The organism is Pedobacter borealis DSM 19626 (assembly GCF_000708285.2).
GTDB lineage: Bacteria > Bacteroidota > Bacteroidia > Sphingobacteriales > Sphingobacteriaceae > Pedobacter > Pedobacter borealis.
In genome coordinates this window covers 124,969-147,140 of sequence record NZ_JAUG01000001.1, presented here as the reverse complement: position 1 = coordinate 147,140, position 22,172 = coordinate 124,969, and the positions used below count along the sequence as shown (strand labels likewise).

Annotated in this window: 14 protein-coding genes; 4 read left to right on the top strand and 10 right to left on the bottom strand. The window is 38.0% G+C overall.

The window, feature by feature from the left end; genetic code table 11:
• Positions 1 to 293 precede the first annotated feature (293 nt).
• The gene (locus AW17_RS25070; RefSeq protein WP_051691560.1) at positions 294 to 2,561 is read right to left on the bottom strand and encodes a helix-turn-helix domain-containing protein; all 2,268 of its coding nucleotides are present in this window, start codon (positions 2,559 to 2,561) and stop codon (positions 294 to 296) included.
• Positions 2,562 to 2,888: 327 nt separating this feature from the next.
• Here AW17_RS25070 and AW17_RS00610 point away from each other — a divergent pair, with 327 nt between their 5' ends.
• Positions 2,889 to 4,472, top strand: coding sequence for a peptide chain release factor 3 (locus AW17_RS00610; protein WP_029274134.1), 1,584 nt, complete (start codon positions 2,889 to 2,891; stop codon positions 4,470 to 4,472).
• A 65-nt stretch (positions 4,473 to 4,537) separates the two neighbouring features.
• Here AW17_RS00610 and AW17_RS00605 read toward each other — a convergent pair whose 3' ends face one another.
• The 4 genes from AW17_RS00605 to AW17_RS00580 all read right to left on the bottom strand — a co-directional run bounded on the left by AW17_RS00605 (position 4,538) and on the right by AW17_RS00580 (position 9,546).
• Positions 4,538 to 4,801 (bottom strand): WCX domain-containing protein, encoded by a 264-nt coding sequence (locus AW17_RS00605; RefSeq protein WP_083488590.1) that lies wholly within the window; start codon positions 4,799 to 4,801, stop codon positions 4,538 to 4,540.
• A 489-nt stretch (positions 4,802 to 5,290) separates the two neighbouring features.
• Positions 5,291 to 5,803 (bottom strand): CAP domain-containing protein, encoded by a 513-nt coding sequence (locus tag AW17_RS00590; protein WP_029274131.1) that lies wholly within the window; start codon positions 5,801 to 5,803, stop codon positions 5,291 to 5,293.
• Between the two features lie 146 nt (positions 5,804 to 5,949).
• Positions 5,950 to 8,502 carry an ATP-dependent Clp protease ATP-binding subunit gene (locus tag AW17_RS00585; RefSeq protein ID WP_029274130.1) on the bottom strand — a complete coding sequence of 851 codons (2,553 nt, stop codon included), beginning with the start codon at positions 8,500 to 8,502 and terminating at the stop codon, positions 5,950 to 5,952.
• Between the two features lie 546 nt (positions 8,503 to 9,048).
• On the bottom strand, positions 9,049 to 9,546 hold the full coding sequence (locus AW17_RS00580; protein WP_051691559.1) for a BLUF domain-containing protein: 498 nt from the start codon (positions 9,544 to 9,546) through the stop codon (positions 9,049 to 9,051).
• Between the two features lie 527 nt (positions 9,547 to 10,073).
• On the opposite strand from AW17_RS00580, the gene AW17_RS00575 reads away from it, so the two are divergent.
• The 3 genes from AW17_RS00575 to ettA all read left to right on the top strand — a co-directional run bounded on the left by AW17_RS00575 (position 10,074) and on the right by ettA (position 16,726).
• A complete protein-coding gene (locus AW17_RS00575) occupies positions 10,074 to 12,998 on the top strand; it encodes a SusC/RagA family TonB-linked outer membrane protein (RefSeq protein ID WP_029274128.1) in 2,925 nt (974 codons plus the stop codon).
• A 17-nt stretch (positions 12,999 to 13,015) separates the two neighbouring features.
• Complete coding sequence (locus tag AW17_RS00570) at positions 13,016 to 14,515, top strand: RagB/SusD family nutrient uptake outer membrane protein (protein ID WP_029274127.1); 1,500 nt, start codon at positions 13,016 to 13,018, stop codon at positions 14,513 to 14,515.
• 531 nt (positions 14,516 to 15,046) lie between these two features.
• On the top strand, positions 15,047 to 16,726 hold the full coding sequence (gene ettA / locus AW17_RS00565) for an energy-dependent translational throttle protein EttA (protein ID WP_029274126.1): 1,680 nt from the start codon (positions 15,047 to 15,049) through the stop codon (positions 16,724 to 16,726).
• A gap of 180 nt (positions 16,727 to 16,906) precedes the next feature.
• On the opposite strand, the gene AW17_RS23480 is transcribed toward ettA, so the two are convergent.
• The 5 genes from AW17_RS23480 to AW17_RS00540 all read right to left on the bottom strand — a co-directional run bounded on the left by AW17_RS23480 (position 16,907) and on the right by AW17_RS00540 (position 22,153).
• Positions 16,907 to 17,326, bottom strand: coding sequence for a GDSL-type esterase/lipase family protein (locus AW17_RS23480; RefSeq protein WP_051691557.1), 420 nt, complete (start codon positions 17,324 to 17,326; stop codon positions 16,907 to 16,909).
• A gap of 98 nt (positions 17,327 to 17,424) precedes the next feature.
• Positions 17,425 to 17,619: a hypothetical protein gene (locus AW17_RS24585; RefSeq protein WP_051691556.1), complete on the bottom strand. Its 195-nt coding sequence runs from the start codon at positions 17,617 to 17,619 to the stop codon at positions 17,425 to 17,427.
• A 44-nt stretch (positions 17,620 to 17,663) separates the two neighbouring features.
• Positions 17,664 to 20,360 (bottom strand): outer membrane beta-barrel protein, encoded by a 2,697-nt coding sequence (locus AW17_RS00550; protein WP_029274125.1) that lies wholly within the window; start codon positions 20,358 to 20,360, stop codon positions 17,664 to 17,666.
• Entirely contained in the window at positions 20,344 to 20,577 is a 234-nt protein-coding gene (locus AW17_RS00545) for a DUF1456 family protein (protein WP_029274124.1), read from the bottom strand. Before AW17_RS00545 ends, AW17_RS00550 begins: the two co-directional genes overlap by 17 nt.
• A gap of 271 nt (positions 20,578 to 20,848) precedes the next feature.
• A complete protein-coding gene (locus AW17_RS00540; protein WP_029274123.1) occupies positions 20,849 to 22,153 on the bottom strand; it encodes a DEAD/DEAH box helicase in 1,305 nt (434 codons plus the stop codon).
• Positions 22,154 to 22,172 lie beyond the last annotated feature (19 nt).

Below are 22,172 nucleotides of genomic sequence, written 5' to 3'. Positions count from 1 at the left end.
CAGAGATTCACTGAGCTTTCACAGAGAAAACAGAGGCAATTTTAATAACCATTTACAACAAAGTTTATAAACTCAATTAGATAAATAATCTGTTTTGGGAAAAATGTTCTGTACATACTTAAACATACAATCGTCACCCTGAATTTATTTCAGGGTCTTTATTCAGGAAAGATGCTGAAACAAGTTCAGCATGACGATCAGATTTATAGAACAAACGCTCCTTATAAGCGCGTAGTAAACCTGGCCTGCACTTCCATTTTTGTTCTTAGCGATCTTTGCGGTTATATTTCGATCTATTCCTCTGATGGAAACAACGATGCCAATACTAGCTTGATCTCCCCGAAAGAATAATCTTTACCTAAAAACTCCCTTATCGTAGCCATCGATTTTGTTTTCTGACTTTCTATAGCATCGGTAATGTTTTTGATTTTATTCGCCTTTACCAGTTTGGTTACATCCAATTGTTGTGTAGAAACATAATAGGCTAAATGTCCCTCAATGGTACCGGCAGAAAAGCCACGTTCTTTTGCAATTTCGTCGATGGTTTTGCCCTGCTCATACAGCTCGAAGCTCACTAACTTGGTATCAATCTTTGGCTCTTTTTTCTTTTTCTCTGCTGCAGATTTTACTTTAAGCGTTTCTCCTTTTAGCTGAATGGCTTTCTGAAGCTGGTTGTTTCTTTCAACCGTATTCAAGAGTGCATCGGTATCGGCTTTGCTAAACTCTTTCCCGGCAATGAGCGCTAGCAATAATGCTTTGCTTTTATGCATTTTTTTTAATTGCTCATATACCAAAATTTCTAGCTCTAACAGTTCTGTAACATAGGTTTTAATCTGCTTTTCTTCTTTTATCGCTTCAATTTGGACCAGAAAACGATCAGAAATTTCCTTAACTAAAGGATTAAAATATTTTAAAGCAGCCTCTACCCTTTTCGATACATTAAATAAAGTATGTTCGGTTTGCTGTGCGAATAGGTTTTTGAGCTGATTAACAAACGTATCGGCTGTGGCTGTTATTTTTTGAAAGTCGGTATAAACGGTATCAGTCCAATCTTCGTGTTTTTGCTTGGTCGATTTTTCACTTTTATCAAAAGTCTGGCGGTGTTCTTTTAAATAATAGCGGATCAGGTTCAAATCAAATGCGGCAAGCAAATAACTGCGGATAAAAGTATAACTCTCTATACTGATCTGCTCGTTTAGCACTTCGGAAGGTTGTTTTGTTTTAGAGAAGTAATGCACATTTTGATCCTGTTGCAAACCACTATCACGAAGATGAGAAGTTAAAACCAAACCCTTCAAAGAGCGTAAACGCGACAAGGCTACATAAGCCTGGCCAGGTGCAAAAGCATCACCTACATCAATAATGGCCTTATCAAAGGTTAAACCTTGACTTTTATGCACGGTGATAGCCCAGGCCAGCTTAATCGGGTATTGGATAAACGATCCTGCTACATTTTCTTTGATTTCGTTGGTTGCTTCATCCAATTTATATTTTACGTTCTCCCAGGTATAGGGTGAAATCTGGATCACCACTTTGTCTTCAGGTAGTTCAATTTCAACTACATCCTTTTCGATATGATGTACCACACCAATCTTACCATTGTAATACCGCTTTTCGGCAGTCATATCATTTTTGATGAACATTACCTGTGCACCAACCTTTAACTCTAAACTTTTATCATTCGGGTAAGCATATTCACTAAATTCACCCTGAATCTTTGCCTCAAAAAAGTAAGATTTAGTTTTCAGCTGGGTTAATCTTTCACGGTTAATGCTATCAGCTTTATTGTTATGGGTGGTTAAAGTGATATAATTTTCATCTGCCGAGGGTTTAAAATCCTGTTTGAAATGCTGCCTGAGCAAGGCTGTATCTTCTGCAGTGATTTTGTTGTTCCGCAGGTTGTTGAGCAGATCGATAAAAACAGCATCGTCCTGACGGTAAATTTTATCCAGTTCGATATAAACCGGTGGATTATCCTGCAGGGCCAGGGCATCGAAGAAATAAATACTCTTATAAAATTTAGCCATGATGCGCCACTCATCATTTTTTACCACAGGTGGCAGCTGGTGCAGATCGCCTATAAACAATAACTGTACTCCGCCGAACGGAAGGTTTCTGTTCCTGCGTACATAACGTAAAGCGAAATCTATGGCATCGAGCATATCGGCCCGCAACATACTTACCTCATCGATAACAAGTAACTCCAGTTCCTGCAACATGCGGCGTTTATTGCCTTGCATGTTTAAGTGTTTCACTAGAGTTTTGGGCGTATTGAAGTTAAAATTAATGTTTTCATTGATCAAGGCGCCAGCAGCATCAGGAAAAAATGCCCCAAAAGGAAGTTGGAAAAGCGAATGGATAGTTACACCAGCTGCATTGATTGCAGCAATACCCGTTGGTGCCACAATTAAGGCTTTTTTGTGCGTAATCTGGATGAGTTTCCGTAAAAAAGTTGTTTTACCTGTTCCTGCTTTTCCGGTTAAGAAAACGTGTTTTGAGGTATAATTAACAAATTTAGCCGCAATTTCTGCGGGCATAGAAGTTTCTTCTAAAGTGGGCATCGGCAGTAAAATTTTAGTCAACAATAAACGGAGGGATGAATAAAGCTAAACATTTTAGCACAAAAATAAACAATGATTGGTAAGAAAATTTAATTTTAGCCAGATATTTTTTGATAAATGCGAGTCATTTACTTTAAAATCCTCCCTCACCACCTTGCCTTTCAAATCCGAAAAACACGCAACCCATTTTCAATTAAACAATTAACCTATTCAAACTTTAAGCAAATTCCTTATCTTTGCGGCCAGATGAAACAACAATACTCAAATCTTATCGCTGTTAAATTCCTTTAACAAGGTTTCATCACTCTTTATACCCAAAATTTTATTATGCTTAACCCTGAAATAGAAAAACGTAAAACCTTTGCCATTATTAGTCACCCCGATGCGGGCAAAACCACATTGACAGAAAAATTTCTGCTTTTTGGTGGTGCTATTAATACTGCTGGTGCGGTAAAAAGGAATAAAGCGAACCAAAGTAATACTTCCGATTTTATGGAGATCGAAAAGCAACGTGGTATCTCGGTTGCGACTTCAGTAATGGGTTTCGAATATAGTGGTAAACGCATCAATATTCTCGATACCCCTGGTCACAAGGATTTCGCAGAAGATACCTACAGAACTTTATCGGCGGTAGATAGTGTTATTTTGGTGGTAGACTGTGTAAAGGGTGTGGAGGAACAGACCGAAAAACTGATGTCGGTTTGCCGTATGCGTAACACACCTGTAATCATTTTCATCAACAAAATGGACCGTGAAGGTAAAGAGGCTTACGATTTATTGGATGAAATTGAAGAAAAATTAAATATCAGCCTTTGTCCGCTTTCCTGGCCTATAGGCCAGGGACATACGTTTAAAGGTGTTTACAGCATTTATAACAAACATTTAAATTTATTCAATTCAGATAAGACCAAAGTAACCGATTCGGTTGTGGCGGCAAGCGATTTAAATGATCCATCTTTATTAAATTACCTTAAAGAGAACGAAATCAATACATTGAAAGATGATGTTGAATTGGTTGATGGTATCTACGGTAAGATAGATAAGGATTTATATACCGATGGCTTGGTTGCACCAGTATTTTTTGGCAGTGCGATCAATAATTTCGGGATAAAAGAACTCTTGGACACCTTTATCGATATTGCCCCGAGCCCTCGACATAGAGAGGCTGAAGAGCGTGATGTACTGGTTGAAGAGAAAAATTTCAGTGGCTTTGTGTTTAAGATCCACGCCAACTTAGACCCTAAACACCGCGATAGGATTGCCTTTTTAAGGATCTGTTCTGGCAAGTTTGAACGCAATAAATTCTATTACCATACCCGTCAGGATAAGAAACTGAAATTCTCCAACCCGATGGATTTTATGGCGAACGAAAAAAGTATTGTAGAAGAGGCCTGGCCTGGCGACGTGGTGGGCTTATACGATAGTGGTAACTTTAAAATCGGCGATACGTTAACCGAAGGTGAAAAACTGCAGTTTAAAGGTATCCCTAGTTTCTCTCCATCTATTTTTAAAGAGGTAGAAAATATGGACCCAATGCGCACCAAACAATTGGAAAAAGGCATTGAGCAGTTAACCGATGAAGGCGTTGCACAGTTATTTGTTATGCAGCCCGGAAACAGGAAAGTGATCGGTGCGGTTGGTGAGCTTCAGTTCGAGGTAATCAATTTCAGGTTAGAGCATGAGTATGGCGCAAAATGTCGTTTCCGTACTCTGAGTTATACCCGTTCGAGCTGGGTAACTTCTACCGACAGAAAGAAACTGGATGAATTTGTAAAACGTAAACAACAGCACATCGGTTTCGATAAAGAAGCGAATCCGGTTTATTTGGCGGATAGTGAATATATGATTAATTTAACCAAACAGGATTATCCTGATATCGATTTCCATAAAACGAGCGAGTTTAAAAGCTAGTATTGAAGGCATAGTGATTGAATGAGAGAATTTATGAGCAGAGTTGTCAATATTCTCTCATTCAATTACTTAATATCCATCTCCTCCTTAGTTTCGTATTGACTAAAGGTTTGTTCCAAACGCCTTTTTATTTTCGAAATCAACAATCGTGGCGAAAGCACTTTAACACACTCTCCAAAGCCTAAGATTTCGCGCTCCAGTTCATAGTTTAGTACCACATCGATCCTAAAAGTTGTTGTTTTCTCGTTCTTACTTAATACTACCTGCGATTGATGCATCGGTTTCGTTACGACATAGGACGCATGATCATTTGTAAATTCGAGGATCACATTAGTTGGGAGTTTTTAGTTTGGAGTCTTGAGTCCAAAGTCCTTAGTCTGGAGTCAGAAATGCAATCCTATAAAAAAATCGTCATCTCGACTGGAGCGCAGTCCCGACTTAAAGTCGGGAGAGAGATCTATAATAGATTTCTCGACTACGTTGCATTCCGCTACCATTGACGTTATTTTACAAACTACTAATAATCAACATTTTAACCTATTTTGTGTTTCCACCCAACTAGGCCGCACCACGGTATCCCCGTTCTACTTAAACCTGGCCTAACAAATTTTTCGGATTCCGCTGACCCAGCCACCCCACTGACCTCTAAAGAAAAATCATTCAAGCTAGCTATGCTGGTCTTTTTGATGCCAAAAAGAAAGAGCCCTTTGGCGGCGGCGAGCCGAGGCAAGACAGCGCCTTAGGGCAAAAGAAATCAATTAAACGTCACTCATATTGATTTTTATAAAATAAATTACCCCTCGAAATGACGAAATAACTTATTTTGCGGCAAAGACCTGAACCCAATAATTATCAGTTCTAGCTGCACCCATTTCTTTGAAAGCGGCATTCATGATGTTTTTACAGTGATCTTCACTTTTAATCCAATCGTTAAAAACCTGCGCCTCCGTGGTTTGGCCAACAGCAATATTTTCACCAACGGTTGTCCAATTGTATCCAGTAGCTTTGACCCGAGCTCCGACGTTATCACCATTGGCTGATGTATGTGTTAAGGTTTTTATAGAGGCCATGTACTTACTGTGACTAATAGCTGCAGCGCCTAAATTTATGTTCCAGGTTAGTGCTCCAACAGGGGACATAACAGTTGTTCCACAATTGCAGCCAGCTAAACGGGTATCGTTTACTAATTTTAACAGGGCCTCGTTATTAATATTAGTTGTACCAGAAAGTACCGGAGGATCGTTTGTTCCTGCCGAATCATCAGTTCCTTTTTTACAGGATAATGCACAACACAGCGCTAAGCACGCTAAAGTAAAGGTAATTAGTTTCATTAATCAGGATAGTTTAAGGAAAGGTACAACGATTTTCTTTAAAAAAGATAATTTCTGCCCATCTTTTTTATACTTCAAAAACAGCCAAATAGTAGCCTAATATATTTTAAACAAAAAACTCCCGATTTTCATCGGGAGTTTTTTGTTTATTTACTTGAAGAATCTTCTTCTTGTTTTGGCTCTTCTTTTTTCTTTTCACCTTTTTTATGGTTGATCGAAATCAGTTCGGTTGTTTTATCGTAATCAATTTCTAAAACATCACCTTCTGCCAGTTCGCCTTTAAGGATCTCTTCAGCGATTGGATCTTCTAAATATTTCTGAATTGCTCTTTTTAACGGACGAGCACCAAAATTACTATCAAAACCTTTCTCAGCAATATATTCTTTAGCATTCTCGGTTAATGCAATTTCATAACCAAGGGTATGAACGCGACCGAATAAAGCTTTTAACTCGATATCGATAATTCTGAAAATTTCATCTTTACCCAAGCTATTGAATACCACTACATCATCAACACGGTTTAAGAACTCAGGAGCAAAAGCACGTTTTAATGCACTTTCGATTACACCGCGACTGTGAGAATCGGCCTGGTTTGTTTTCGCTGCTGTAGAGAAACCAACACCCTGACCAAAATCTTTAAGTTGACGCGCACCAATATTAGAAGTCATGATGATGATTGTATTTCTAAAATCAACTTTACGACCTAAACTATCGGTTAATTGTCCTTCATCCAAAACCTGCAATAAGATATTGAATACATCAGGGTGAGCTTTTTCAATCTCATCCAATAAGATTACAGCATAAGGTTTTCTTCTTACTTTTTCAGTTAACTGTCCACCTTCTTCATAACCCACATATCCTGGAGGCGCCCCCACTAAACGCGACACTGCAAATTTCTCCATATACTCACTCATGTCGATCTGAATCAAAGAATCATCACTATCGAACATGAAACGGGCTAATTCTTTCGCCAATTCTGTTTTACCTACACCTGTTGGACCTAAGAAAATAAATGAACCAATTGGTTTTTTAGGGTCTTTCAATCCAGCTCTTGTACGTTGAATGGCTTTGGTTAATTTTTTGATCGCATCATCCTGACCGATAATTTTCTCAGCCACTTTATCGTACATGTTCAACAGTTTTGCACTGTCTGTTTGTCCAACACGTTGTACCGGAATACCAGTCATCATCGAAACCACTTCGGCTACATTATCTTCTGATACTTCGTAACGTTTAGTTTTCGTTTCAGCTTCCCACTCCGCTTTAGCTTTATCTAATTCTTCAATTAAATTTTTCTCTGTATCGCGCAGTTTCGCTGCCTCTTCATATTTCTGGCTACGTACAACCTTGTTTTTCTCTAATTTGATATCTTCGATTTTAGCTTCGATATCGATAATATTCTGAGGAACATGGATGTTGGTTAAGTGAACACGTGAACCGGCTTCATCTAAAGCATCAATGGCTTTATCTGGCAAGAAACGATCAGAAATATAACGCGATGTTAAAGTAACGCAAGCTAAAATAGCTTCATCAGTATAAGTTACACCGTGGTGTTCTTCGTACTTATCTTTAATGCGTGTCAAAATCTCTACAGTTTCATCCGGTGTAGCTGGCTCTACCATCACTTTTTGGAAACGACGGTCTAAAGCGCCATCTTTTTCAATGTACTGACGGTATTCATCTAATGTTGTGGCACCAATACATTGAATTTCGCCCCTTGCCAAAGCAGGTTTGAACATATTAGATGCATCCAGTGAACCCGATGCACCACCAGCTCCAACAATGGTATGGATCTCATCAATAAATAAAATTACATCAGTAGATTTTTCAAGCTCGTTCATCACGGCTTTCATACGTTCTTCGAACTGGCCACGGTATTTTGTACCCGCCACCAATGATGCCAAATCTAATGTAACTACACGTTTGCCAAAAAGCACACGCGAAACTTTACGTTGTACAATGCGTAGGGCAAGGCCTTCTGCAATTGCCGATTTACCAACTCCTGGTTCTCCAATTAAAATTGGATTGTTCTTTTTTCTGCGGGATAAAATCTGCGATACACGCTCAATTTCTTTCTCGCGGCCTACAATAGGGTCTAAACGACCTTCCTCAGCAGCTTTTGTTAAATCGCGGCCAAAGTTATCCAAAACAGGGGTTTTAGATTTTATATCTGAAACCTTCTTAGGTGTACTAAAGCTTTCCTCTTCGCGATAATCGTCATCGCCTCCTGTAGAAGCACTGTTTGAGATATCATCTCTGAAACCATTTTTATTCACTTCAACCTCCTGTTTAAAAACATCGTAAGTAACACCATACTGCAATAAGATTTGGGAGGCGATGTTATCATCATCTCTCAAAACCGATAACAGCAAATGTTCGGTACCAATTAAATCGCTTTTAAATATTTTGGCTTCTAAGTAAGTGATTTTTAAAACTTTTTCTGCCTGTTTTGTTAATGGAATATTGCCTAAGTTTACTGTAACACTCGAAGTACCGCGAACGGCATCTTCAATTGAGCGGCGCAATTTACCAGTATCAACCCCTAACGATCGTAAAATTTTTATAGCCATGCCATCGCCTTCGCGGATGAGGCCCAATAATAAATGCTCGGTTCCGATGTAATCGTGCCCTAAGCGGAGCGCTTCCTCCCTACTAAAAGAGATTACATCTTTAACCTGTGGTGAAAATTTTGCTTCCATAATACCTTTCTTAACAGCTACGTCCCTAAACTATAAAATAACTTTATAAAAACGAACGTACTGTTTTCTTTATTTTATCAACAATTGCGCCATATGGGTGGATAAAGAGGCTTTTGAATGCCTGAGAACCCAAAATTCAATGTAAGATTATCGTTTCGATAAATATTATTTTATTTATATCTATCTACGTAATAAGTGTTCTAAAGGTTTTAAAGGGACATTTGCCAAAAACATCCGGTTATAGATATTTTATTGTCGGTTTATTGTAAGGATTTTTTCGCCATCAAAAACTGACAATTTGCATCTTTTTACTTAGGCAATTTACAAGTTTTGACAGAAAAACAAAAAGAACGTGACATCATTTAACAATTTCATTAGATAAAAATCAACAAACTGTCCGATCAACCACACCTGTTATTACCCTATTACGAAGTTAACTGTAATTAGGTTGTTTTTGTTTTCTAACATCGTAGTTTATTGTAATCCATTTATCATAAAATAAGCCTATCTTTTAATAAAGAAACCAACTACAGCGCTTTAGTCTTTTCAACCATAAAGTGCTTCGGCAAAATGATGTTTATTATTTAATGATAACTTCTTTAAAAACTGTAACGGAACATCTGCAACACCGAGTTTATCACATTTTGAAACTACATCATTTAAATCGAAATGATCAGATAGCGATTGATAAAGTTCTCCATCAGTCTGCTCAAATCCCATACTCCAATCTGTAAAACAACGCTGCTCATATTTGCCAATTTGCAGTAAAACAACCGATTCATGACGTTCGTCATTTACGATTTTGTTAAAAAGTCTGCGAATGATCCGTTCATCTCCCTCAAGTAATTGCATAAACCTCCCTTTACTCTTTGTAATCTGCAGACCTCTTACATATAATAATATCCCAGTAATGTTATTCCGATTATTAAAATCTCTGCACTGATTAAGCAAGGCTTTAAGTTCATCATTGTTAAACGAACTGCTCTCTATGCTTGTATAAATTAAATAAAAAATGGGTTTTAAAACTTCAATCTCTAATTCCATAAGGTAATTAACGCTAAATTTTCTGTTTTTCCTAAAACGCGCCTATTATCTGATTATTTCCACAACAATCCTGTCAAATCATGATCTTAACGACTCAAATTAAACAAAAAGATCACCAAAAAATCTATTAATTGCCCTAATACACTAATAATCTAAAAAACAACAAGCATAACTCTTGCTTTTATTTTAGTTACCAAAAAAACTCATCTCTTTTTCTTTATAATGTATTACCAAACTAAAGAGAAGCAAACGTTTGCGCTTAATAATATCGGCAATATAAGCATACAATATTTATCACCCTTCAAAAAAGGCTTAAATAGTAAGCACACCATCCATTATATACAATTTAAAGCAAACGTTTGCGCTGCATTCGCGGTTTGATCTTGACTTTTATGGTTATAGTTTAGTAAAAATCATTTTACTAAAAAGTATATTATTAATGAACCTAAGAATAACTTTTAGCCCTCCCTAATCTGATTATGCTCCTCAACAGATAACAAAACAGTAACTAATCTAACCTAAAAAACATGAAGAAAATTCTTTTAATGATTTCCTTTATTGCGTGTATTTTCGTAGTAAAGGCACAAAACCGTAATATTTCTGGTACGGTAACCGACAGTAAAAAACTCCCGCTTCCGGGAATTACCGTGACCGTTCTGGGCACAAAAACTGCCGTACAAACAGATGCAAACGGAAAATATACTATTAGCGCGGATAATGAGAGTACCCTGGAGTTTAAAGCCCTAGGTTTTACCACACAAACCATTAAAGTGGGCACAACTACTTCTGTAAATGTTTCCTTGGTAGATCAAACTACTGAACTGGATGCCGTAACAGTTGTAGGGTATACCACAAAGAAGAAATCAGAAATTTCGAGTGCAGTAACTACCGTAAGTGGCTCGCAGCTTAATGATGTAACTTCTGTAAACCTCGGCAACCTGCTACAGGGTAAAGCGCCTGGTGTGGTGGCGAGTTCTGCTTCTGGCGACCCTACTGCTGGCTCGAATGTAGTGGTACGTGGCGTAGGCAGCATTAATGCCGGTACCGGGCCACTAATTGTAGTTGATGGAAACATTGGTGGTACGTATAACCCGGCCGATGTGGATAACATTACCATATTGAGAGATGCCGCAGCCACAGGTTTATACGGATCGAGAGCTGCCAATGGCGTTATTATTGTAACCACCAAAAAAGGAAAAGCGGGAGAAACCAGATTCAGCCTAAACTCAACCATTGGCATTGCAAAGGCTACTACAGGTAACTTTAAGCTAATGGATGCTCAACAACTTTACGATTACCAAAAATCTTTCTTTACTACTCCGCCAGCTGCTTCGGTACTAAATACCAATACCGATTGGTGGAATGAGGCCTTTAGAACAGCAATGGTAAATAACCACACGTTAACCGCATCTGGGGGGAGTGAGAAAACTCAATTTTATATCTCAGGCAACTATTTTAAAGAAGAAGGAACTTTAATCAACAACGATAAAACACAATATAGTTTAAGGGCTAACCTTACCTCACAGTTGACTAAAAAATTAAAATTAACGGCTTTGTTAAGCGGAATTGTAATCAATGATAATTATAACCCTGAAAGTGCTGTTTATCAGGCTTATTTAAATATGCCATACGACCCTGCTTACAATGCAGATGGCAGCCCTACTGATCCAAGGAATATTCCTTCCTGGAAAGGTAGAGACCGCTCAAATTTTTTGCAGAGCTTGCAATACAATTACTCAAAAGCAAGAAGTTATACCACAACAGGTGATATAAACCTGGATTATGACATACTCAAAAACCTAACAGTTTCTAGTTACAACAGGGCCACAATTGCCAATGGCAGATCGAACAATTATTACGACAGAAGAAGTCAGAGCGGTGCAACAAACCTGGGAACAGTATCTTTAGGTAATACTTTCTCTACTACACTTTTATCATCGAACAGAATTAAGTACAACGTAAATTTAGGCAATCATAGCCTGAGTGTTTTAGGTGTTGCGGAGATAGAAGGTTATAAATATGATGAAAGCGGAATTACCGCCAAAGGTCTGCCAGCCGGATTGGATGCTATAAATACAGCAACTGATATCACCAATAAACCCACAGGCAGATATGATCAGTATCAAAATATAAAATACCTTGCGCAGGCGGACTATAGCTATCAAGGCAAGTATTACTTAGTTGCTTCTATAGTAAATGAATACTCTTCGCGATTTGGGAAAAACAATCCCGCCGCAACTTTTTATCAGGCAGGCGCATCGTGGATCCTATCTAATGAAGATTTTTTAAAGAGCAATACCACACTTACCTTTCTAAAATTACGCGCCAGTTTTGGTACTACCGGTAACCAACGTTTTACCACGAACGATAGTCCTGATGGTTTTTATCAATCGTTGGGACTATATAATTTAAATGCAGGAGCTTCATATAATGGTCAAACAGGTGCCTTCCCCACCCAAATTGCCAACCCGGATTTGACCTGGGAAAAATCGAGAGCCTACAATTTAGGTCTAGATTTTGGATTATTTAAACGTATCGACATTACTATTGATGCCTATGACAAACGCAACTCTGATCTGCTATTTGCTGTTCCACTTCCTTCAACAGTGGGTTATGGAAGCATTAGAAGAAACATAGGTGCGGTAAGAAACAGAGGTATTGAGCTCACTATCAACGCTAAAAACATCCAGCAAAAAGACTTTAAATGGGAAACCAGCTTTAATATGTCTTTTAACCGCAACAAAGTTATGGAGTTAAATCAAGGCTTATTGGTAGTAAACACCAGTACCCAGCCAATAGCTTTGGGTCATGATATGGATGAATGGTACATGCAAAAATGGGCAGGGGTAAATCCGGCTGATGGCAAACCGCTTTGGGAAAAATTAGACGATCCTACCGGTGTAACCAGTACTTATAACCAGGCTACCAGACAATATACAGGTAAATCATCAGCGCCAAAGTTTAGTGGCGGATTAACCAATACATTGGAATATAAAAACTTTACCCTCTCGGCTTTCTTAAATTTTGTATATGGCAACTGGGTATATAACGATAGCCGTTTTTATTTCGATAACGACGGGGTATACGAAAGTTATAATCAACAGGTATTACCTAAAGGTTCGGTACGATGGACAACTCCTGGGCAAACCGGTGCAACCCATCCACAGGCTAAATTTGGAGGCAACAATCAATCGCACCAAACCTCTACCCGCTTTTTAGAAGATGGAAGTTATTTAAGATTGAGAAATGTAACTGTAGGGTACAATTTACCTACCACTTGGTTAAAAAAGGCCTCAATAAATGCAGCCCGCTTGTATGTGAGCGGCGACAACTTATTTACGGCCACCAAGTTTTCGGGTGTAGATCCTGAAGTTGATCTTACTGGTGGTATTTCGTCTTTCAGATATCCAACCAGCAGAAGATTTGTTTTTGGCGTTAACCTAACATTCTAATTATTAATAAGATTATCATGAAAATATACCATAATCACATCATAAAATTCGTCATCGCTGCTAGTGTTATCCTTACCGCATCTGCATGTCGTAAAACTTATTTCCCCTCTGATAAAGCGGAAGATAGTGGACTATTAACTACAATCGAAGGTAAGCGTATGGCCACTTTAGGTAATTATGCTACCCTAAAATCATTAAACTACGAAAATAATTACCATTGGCTAGCCGAGCTCCCTTCTGATGAAGTAGCTCAGGGCCAAAACTCATCAAGTGATGTAACTAATTTATATAAGTATACCCACCTGGTAAATTCTGCCAATGCAACTGCTTATTTCCAGCAAGCCTATTATGTTGCATCTGCAACAAATAAAATCATTAAGCTTATTCCAGATGGTTCATCTGCTGATTTACTGCAAATTAAAGGTGAAAACTTATTCCTAAGGGCGATGTTGCACTTTAACCTGGTACGCATGTTCGGAAGGCCTTATGCACAGAACCCTACCACCAATGCTGGAGTTCCAATTTTGAGCGAAACGGTAAGTGAAACCGACGCTGCTATAATCAAAAGAAGTACAGTTGCCCAGGTTTACGATTTTGTAATTGCTGATCTATTAAAAGCTGCACAATGTATCACCGTAGAGAAAAGCAATAGCTTCGCTACAAAAATGGCTGCTTATGCACTGTTATCAAGAATTTATCTTTATATGGATAACAACGCCAAAGCCGTAGAATATGCCAACTTGGTTATCAGTTCAAACAAGTATCAATTGATGCAGGATGCCGCCTATCAAACCTATTTTAGAGGCGATCCAGAAAAAAATACTGAAAATATCTTTGCCATCAAACACACCAAAACCGAGAACTACGATTATTCAGCTATTGGCTCGTTATACTATAGTGGCGATGCCAATGGTAATGCCTTAGGCCAGGGAGAAAGCGGATGGGGAGAAATATATGCTTCGGTAAAGTATTATAATTTTCTTAATAAATATCCTCAGGATAAAAGAAAAAGCTTTATTTCACCTTTAATCGTAAATGGCGTACAACAGTTAAATACAAAACTAACCCCTGCTGCACCTATTTATTATGTAAATAAAAATAACCTGCAAGAAGGCGTGATTAATTTAACATCACCTGTTTACCTCCGTTTAGCAGAAATGTACCTAAACAGAGCCGAGGCCAATGCCAAGCTGAACAATACGCAATTGGCTTTAGATGATGTGAATGTAATTAGAACCCGTGCAGGAATTCCAGCTTATACTTTGACAGATGTTACGCCAACGCACAGCATTTTAGATATTGTACTGGAAGAAAGGTGGTTAGAACTGGCTTTTGAAGGTCAACGGGCTTACGACCTATTTAGAAATAACCGCCCAGTGGTAAGAGATTACCCAGGCACACACTCTACCATTAATGGCTCAGTTAATCAAACCATTAACGCTACTAATGCGCGGGTAATTTATTTTATCCCACAAACCGAAAGAGATAAAAATCCTAATTTATCTCAAAACCCATAATAAAAGACAAATTTCATATTATCAAAAAGCAAAAGCCTTTCAGGATTGAAAGGCTTTTGCTTTAACTAATGTTTACGGTATCTACTAAGAATTATCCGCTAGCTAAATATAAACCTTTTGTTTTGCGTTATAAGGTTTGATTTATCTTATGAACGAATTATGATAATTACATTAAAACAAAATTAGGGTTATTGTTGATTAGTTCATTTGTCATTGGTTCATTAGTTAGCATGATGCAGAAAACCATTCTGTGTCAATCTGTGCTTCCATTGGCTAAAAAGTTCATTTGTTCATTCGTCATTGGTTTATTAGTTGGCATGATGCAGAAAAGCATTCCGTGTTAATCTGTGGCTAAAAGTTTATTAAAGTATAATCATAAAGCACTTTGTAATGGGCTTGTTGTTCTTATCTTTGTGAGCAATTTTGGTGTTGCCATTATTTGGTTGGGTAAAATCAGTCTGTAAGAAAAACTGTTAACCTTCCCTTAATATCAATCATAGCATTAAACTACTTTAAAAACAATACATTATAATGTCAGACGAGAAAATAATCTTTTCAATGGCAGGTGTAAACAAAATTTACCCTCCACAAAAACAGGTTTTAAAAAATATTTACCTTTCTTTCTTTTACGGTGCCAAAATCGGGGTTATTGGTTTAAACGGCTCTGGTAAGTCATCTCTTTTAAAAATCATTGCCGTTTTAGATAAATCTTACCAAGGCGAAGTGGTTTTCTCACCAGGTTATTCAGTGGGTTATTTAGCACAGGAGCCGATCTTGGATCCTGAAAAAACCGTGCGCGAGGTGGTTGAAGAAGGTGTTGCCGAAGTAACTGCTATTTTAAAAGAGTATGAAGAAGTAAACGAAGCTTTCGGCTTAGAGGAAAACTACTCTGATCCTGATGCCATGGATAAACTGATGGCCAGACAAGGCGAACTTCAGGATAAAATTGATGCATTAGGTGCCTGGGAAATTGATTCGAAATTAGAAAGAGCTATGGATGCCTTGCGTTGTCCTGATCCTGACACTAAAATCGGTGTATTATCAGGCGGTGAGCGTCGTCGTGTGGCCATGTGCCGTTTATTGCTTCAACACCCTGATGTATTATTATTGGATGAGCCTACCAACCACTTGGATGCCGAAAGTATCGATTGGTTAGAACAATTCTTACAAAATTACGAAGGAACCGTTATTGCAGTTACCCACGATAGGTATTTCTTAGATAATGTTGCCGGATGGATTTTAGAACTAGACCGCGGTGAAGGTATTCCATGGAAAGGAAATTACAGCAGCTGGTTAGATCAAAAAGCAAAACGTTTATCGCAGGAAGAGAAAACAGAAAGCAAACGCCAGAAAACATTAGAACGCGAGTTAGAATGGGTACGTATGGCACCAAAAGCACGTCATGCAAAATCTAAAGCACGTTTAGCCAACTACGATAAATTAGCTTCAGAAGATGGCAGAGAAAGAGAAGATAAATTGGAACTTTTCATCCCTGCTGGGCCTCGTTTGGGTAATGTGGTAATTGAAGCAACAAATGTTACCAAAGCTTATGGCGATAAGGTATTGTTCGATAATTTAAACTTCTCCCTTCCGCCGGCAGGTATTGTAGGGATTATTGGTCCCAATGGTGCAGGTAAAACTACTTTATTCCGTTTAATTACCGGACAGGAAGAAGCAGATGCTGGTACATTCCGTGTAGGCGAAACCGTTGAGTTGGGTTATGTAGATCAGATGCACAACGATTTAGATGCCGATAAAACCGTTTACGAAAACATTACCGATGGATTGGACAATATCCAATTGGGTACTAAAGCCGTTAACGGACGTGCCTATGTTTCAAAGTTCAACTTTAATGGTGGCGATCAACAGAAAAAAGTAGGCATCCTATCAGGAGGTGAGCGTAACCGTGTACACTTGGCCATTACCTTGAAAAAGGGAGCCAATGTATTGCTACTGGATGAGCCAACCAACGATATCGACGTAAACACTTTACGTGCCCTGGAAGAAGCCTTAGAAAATTTTGGTGGTTGTGCCGTAGTGATCAGTCACGATAGGTGGTTCTTAGATAGGATTTGTACACACATCCTGGCTTTCGAAGGTAATTCTGAAGTTTATTTCTTCGAAGGGAACTATTCAGATTATGAAGAAAACCGCAAGAAACGTTTGGGTGATGTTACCCCAAAACGCATCAGATATAAAAAACTAAATTAATACAAAGTCCCGATGAGAATCGGGACTTTTTTGTTTGAGAAAGTGTTCTACAGAAACTCCACTGAAGGAGAGATCTTTTTAATAGTCCAAAGATCTCTCCACTCCGCGTTGCTCCGGTCGAGATGACGATTTTTCGATTGGAGCCTGCAATGATAGCGTGATCGAAGGGCCATTATCGATTTAATGCCAGTTTTTCAAGGCTTTTTTTACCGCAGCATCTGTTACTTCTTCCATTATTTTATAACCTGCAAGGTTGAGATGAACACCATCAACCGTTAATTCGGCACGCTGCCCTTGTCGTTCATCTACCAGCGGTGTCCAATAATCTAAAATGGTATAATTTCTTTCTTTGGCATAGGACACAATGCTATCGGCCGCTTTAATGTGCTTATTCCATGGATATTCGTAAACAGGCAGGTATTTACAGAGTATCACTTTAATGTGATACAGCCTCGCCAGTTCTGCCATCGATTTAATGTTATCCATAATTTTATCGATGGTAACATGGCCTGTATTGCCGGCTATATCATTGCTCCCCGCCAAAATGATCACTATCTTTGGTTTAAGGTTAATTACATCCTGCCGGAAACGGATGAGCAATTGTGGCGAAATCTGTCCGCTTATCCCCCTATCCAGATAAGGTTTATCCTTAAAATATTCAGGATCTTTTTGCTTCCAGAATTCGAATATCGAACTCCCTAAAAAAACAACTCTTTTTTCTTTTCTGTTGGTGGCGGTAAAAGTTCATTTTCTTTCTGGTACTTGCTTAATGCAGCCCAATCATCAGCAAAATTCTCCTTTTTAGGTTTACTATTTAACGAATCTGTCTTCAGCTGTGCAAATGAACTGCTTGCAAAGATCAATAAAAAAAGGATTAGGATTTTACTTTTCATGGGGTATTCGATTTGAACAAAGCGCTAAACTAATTAATTCCCGATTAATTAAATTCTGCTCCACTTAAATTTACATTCGTTCTGCCTTTTTTATTCCCGAACTGGCTCAGGTTATAACCTAGTGTGGCCTGAACAAAGCGGCTGATAAACCGCGTTCTATTTTCGGAGATGGAATTATTGCTAATACTGGTGCTAAAAAGTGCACCTTGATTAAACAGATCGTTCGCCTGGATAGAAAAAAGGAGTTTATTATCCTTTAAGAAAGAAGTATTTAATCCCATGTTCACTAATAATGGATTGCCAGCATATAGGTTATAGCCAAAATTTAAGCTTTTAGATGCCGATGCATTTACCCTAAACCGTTTATTTGGAATCCAACTGGCACTGCCATTTAAAGCCAGAACCTGGATATTCTTAATATTCTGGTTCATTACAGCGTAAGTGTTTGAACTAAAGCTATACGATACACTGCTATTGAAGGAATATTTTTTCTCATTCAGGTTAAAGCTAAAAGCATTCGAAACGTTAATTCCACTACTCCGGTTTAACACATTTTCGGTATAAAAAACATTGCGGCTATAGGCAATATTCCCATTAACGGAGAGCGACAGTTTATTGGTTAACAACCTTTTATTGAAGGAATAATTACCTCCAACATTATAAATGCCATTTACATTCTCATAGGTCGTTTGCTGTTTTAAACTGTTTAGGGTATCTCTCAGAAAAAGGGTATTACTTACTACACTATTAAAAGCAAAAGTTCCCGATATACCTGCCATGATGCTCAATCCCGATTTGAGTTCAAATTGATTATAACTCAAATCGGCTGTATGACTCGATGTTGCCTTTAGATCTGGGTTACCGATAATCAGGTTCTGTACATCGTTATTGTTTCTAATGGGCTGTAGTTTATTAAAATCGGGCGAACTGGTGTAACCATTATAACCAAAACTTAAATTCCCATTGTCTTTAATCTGATAACTTAAATTGGCAGATGGAGAAAAGTTTAACTGATAATTTTTTAGCTCCTGACCTGTATTCTGGTATTTACCGATAATGATGCTTGGCGAAAAATTAACGCCTAAATTATAACTGATCCGCTTTGCGTTGGTATTAAAACCGATACCAAAATTCTGATTGATAAAATTAGACACATAATCTTGCCCCAGTGAATCGACAACAAAACTGTTTCCCAACGGATTGGTAACCGTTGTAGTTTGCAAATTGCGGCTCCTGCTAACTGAAAAACGGTAAGACAGGTTAATAAAACTGTATCCTGTACTGTCGTTTGGCTTTTTTAATGAATTGGAAAATTGGAAATTGCCCCCAAAATTGGAGTTTGAGGTATTATTATCAACCAATCTGTTCAGTATAGAATCTTTAACCAGTATATTGGTAGTTTCGTTGTAGTACCTGATCATGTCGTTAATTGTACTGTTTGAGTTTCCTTCACTTGTACCGAAATTAAATCCCATAGATAACGACCGCTTATTATTAGCCAACCGCCTAGACCAATTAACACTTCCATTAACATTAGGATTACTGTTCCGTGAACCTGAATTAGACAGTAGATCCTGTTTAATAAAACCTGTTTTATTGGAAGTGGAAAACGCATCGTTATGGGTATTGGCCAAAGCCCCACTAAGCGAAATGTTAAAATAATTCTTCTTTGTGGCTCCATTTAAGCCGAGATTGATGTTATTGTTTAGCGATCTGGAATTATTGGCACTTTCTCTTAAATCGAATATTGTTCCCTGTGGGTTAAACGTTTCAAGGTAATTACTCTGAATAGATTTATTAATTCCATTACTAAAATGATAGCCACCATTAAAGCTAAATTCCTTCGAAATTTTGTCTCTGATATTACCATTTAAACCCCCATTATTCATTTTGGTAAATTCATTATCGGTTATCCCATAACGGCTTCCAAAGCCAATTTGCTTCGTTTTTTTCCAGATGCTACCGTTACCACTAAAGTTGTGGGCATTATTGGTCGCAGAACTCATATTCACGCCGCCAAAAACACCTTTGTCCATGCCAGGCTTAGTAACCAGGTTTAGCATTTTTTGTGGTGTACCCACTTTTATGCCTGTAAAATTGGCTTCATCACCATAATCCTCAATTACCTGAAGCTTGGCAATAATATCGGCGGGCAACTGCCTGATGTAATCTTCTACATTACTGGTGAAAAAATCTTCTCCATTCACCCTCAACTTGGTCATTTTTTTGCCCATGGCGGTAACAGCACCTTTTTCGTCAACCTCAATGCCTTGCAGTTGTTTTAACAGATCTTCCACTTTATCATTTTCTCTTACGGTATAGGCAGCAGCGTTATACTCAATCGTATCTTTCTTGATCTTAATGGGGTCTACCTTTACTTTAACCTCCACATCTTCGAGACGGATCGTTTCCATCTTGAGCATAATGGGTTCTAAAACGGAGTTTTTTTTCGAAGATTCGATTTCGTAGACAGAAGCAAACGGCCTGTAACCCAATGCAGTAATGGTAAGGTAGAATTTATTTCGGGTTATTTTTGCGAATGCAAAGTTTCCCTTCGCATCTGAATTTGAGCGGAGCGTATCTTTATCGGTAATCAATCGGATGCTTACGCCCTCAATAGGCTTCTTCAAAGAATCGATTACACTACCACTTATTTTAAACTGAGACTGGGCGAGAGCGTTAAAGGAAAGTGTGATCAGTATAAAAAATATTAAAAAGCATAAATTATTGCTTTTTTTCATCCCTCGGACCCCTTTTGTAAATCACAAGACCGTTTAAAAAATTACGCAGAATCTGATCGCCGCAAGGTTTAAAATTCTCATGGTCTTCATTTCTGAAAATATCGCCCAGTTCTGCCTTGGTTACCTTAAATCCAACCAGGTCGCAAATGGTTATGATATCCTCTGTTTTTAATGATAGGGCTACTCTTAGTTTTTTTAATATATCGTTATTGCTCATTTTTAATGTTTGAATTAGAGAATGTCTGAATTAGTGAGTGATTGAGTTAGCGGATTATAGCGTGATTAAATTAGAAAATTTATGAATGAGTATATTGAACGATTGAGCTATTAAATAAACGGTTAAATAAATAAATTATTGAATGACTACAAAAATAAATCTAGAACTTTAATCCCCATTTTACCAATGAACCAATGAACCAATGAACCAATGAACCAATGAACCAATGAACCAATGAACCAATGAACCAATGAACCAATGAACCAATGAACTAACTCGCTACTTCTAATTTAAGTTTTTTACCTTTAATTTTTTCGCCACTCAATGCTTTCAATAATTTTTCTACTTTGTTTCTTTTAACCGCGACGTAACTGCTGGTATCTTTAACTTCGATCAGGCCAAGATCTTCTTTTGTTAAATTACCTTTCTGCAAAAATAAACCTACAATATCAATTTTGTTAATTTTATCCTTCTTGCCATGTGCAATGTATAAAGTTACCCAATCGCTGGCTTCTGGTAATTTATACTTTTCGGATAAAACTTCTTCCTCAATATCATCCGGTAAATACTTATAGTGTTCTTCTGTAGTTAAAATGGCATAAGCTGTTCCTTTTGCATGCATCCTTGCCGTTCTGCCATTGCGATGGATATAGGCATCTTCGGTGTAAGGCAATTGATAATGTACAATATGTTCCACCTCAGGAATATCCAGGCCTCGGGCAGCGAGATCAGTTGTGATTAAAATCCGATGGCTACCATTTCTAAATTTAAGTAATGCCTTTTCACGATCGAACTGCTCCATCCCGCCATGAAAAACATCGTGACCTAAACCATTTTCGAAAAGTAAATCACTTATCCGATCTACCGTTTCCCTGTGGTTACAAAAAACCAATGTATTTTTACTACCTATTTTACTCAGTAATCTGAAAAGGTAATCTAACTTATCGGCTGCAGGTGCAGTTATTTTTTTGAGCTTTAGATCTGGTTTTGCCTCGATATTTTTTGAAAAATCGACTTCAACAGGCACATTTAACTTTACAAAAGCCGGAATTTCTTCCATTTTGGTAGCAGAAGTAAGTATACGTTGTTTTAGCGAAAGCAGTGAGCCAATGATGTAAGACATGTCTTGCTCAAAGCCAAACTCCAGTGCTTTATCAAATTCATCTAAAACTAAGGTTTCTATAAAAGATTCGTCAAAGTTTTGATGCTCTAAATGGTAAGCTATTCTACCAGGTGTTCCGATCAGGACGGCAGGTGGATGTGCAAGATTATTCTTTTCTATCCGTACGGCATGACCACCGTAACAGCAGTTTACTTTGAATGAAGTACCCATTTGTTTAAAAACCTGCTCTATTTGTAAGGCAAGCTCTCTCGAAGGAACCAAAATTAAAGCCTGCACTCCTTTTACTCCGGTTTTTAGGTTGGAAAGTAATGGCAATAAAAAGGCCAGCGTTTTCCCTGAACCCGTTGGCGCAATCAATATTACATCTTTACCAGTCTTGGCTGCTTTTACAGAAGACTCCTGCATCTCATTAAGTGCAGTAATATTTAATTTTTTTAAGGCATTTTCTATCATTCCGCCATAAAGGTAATCA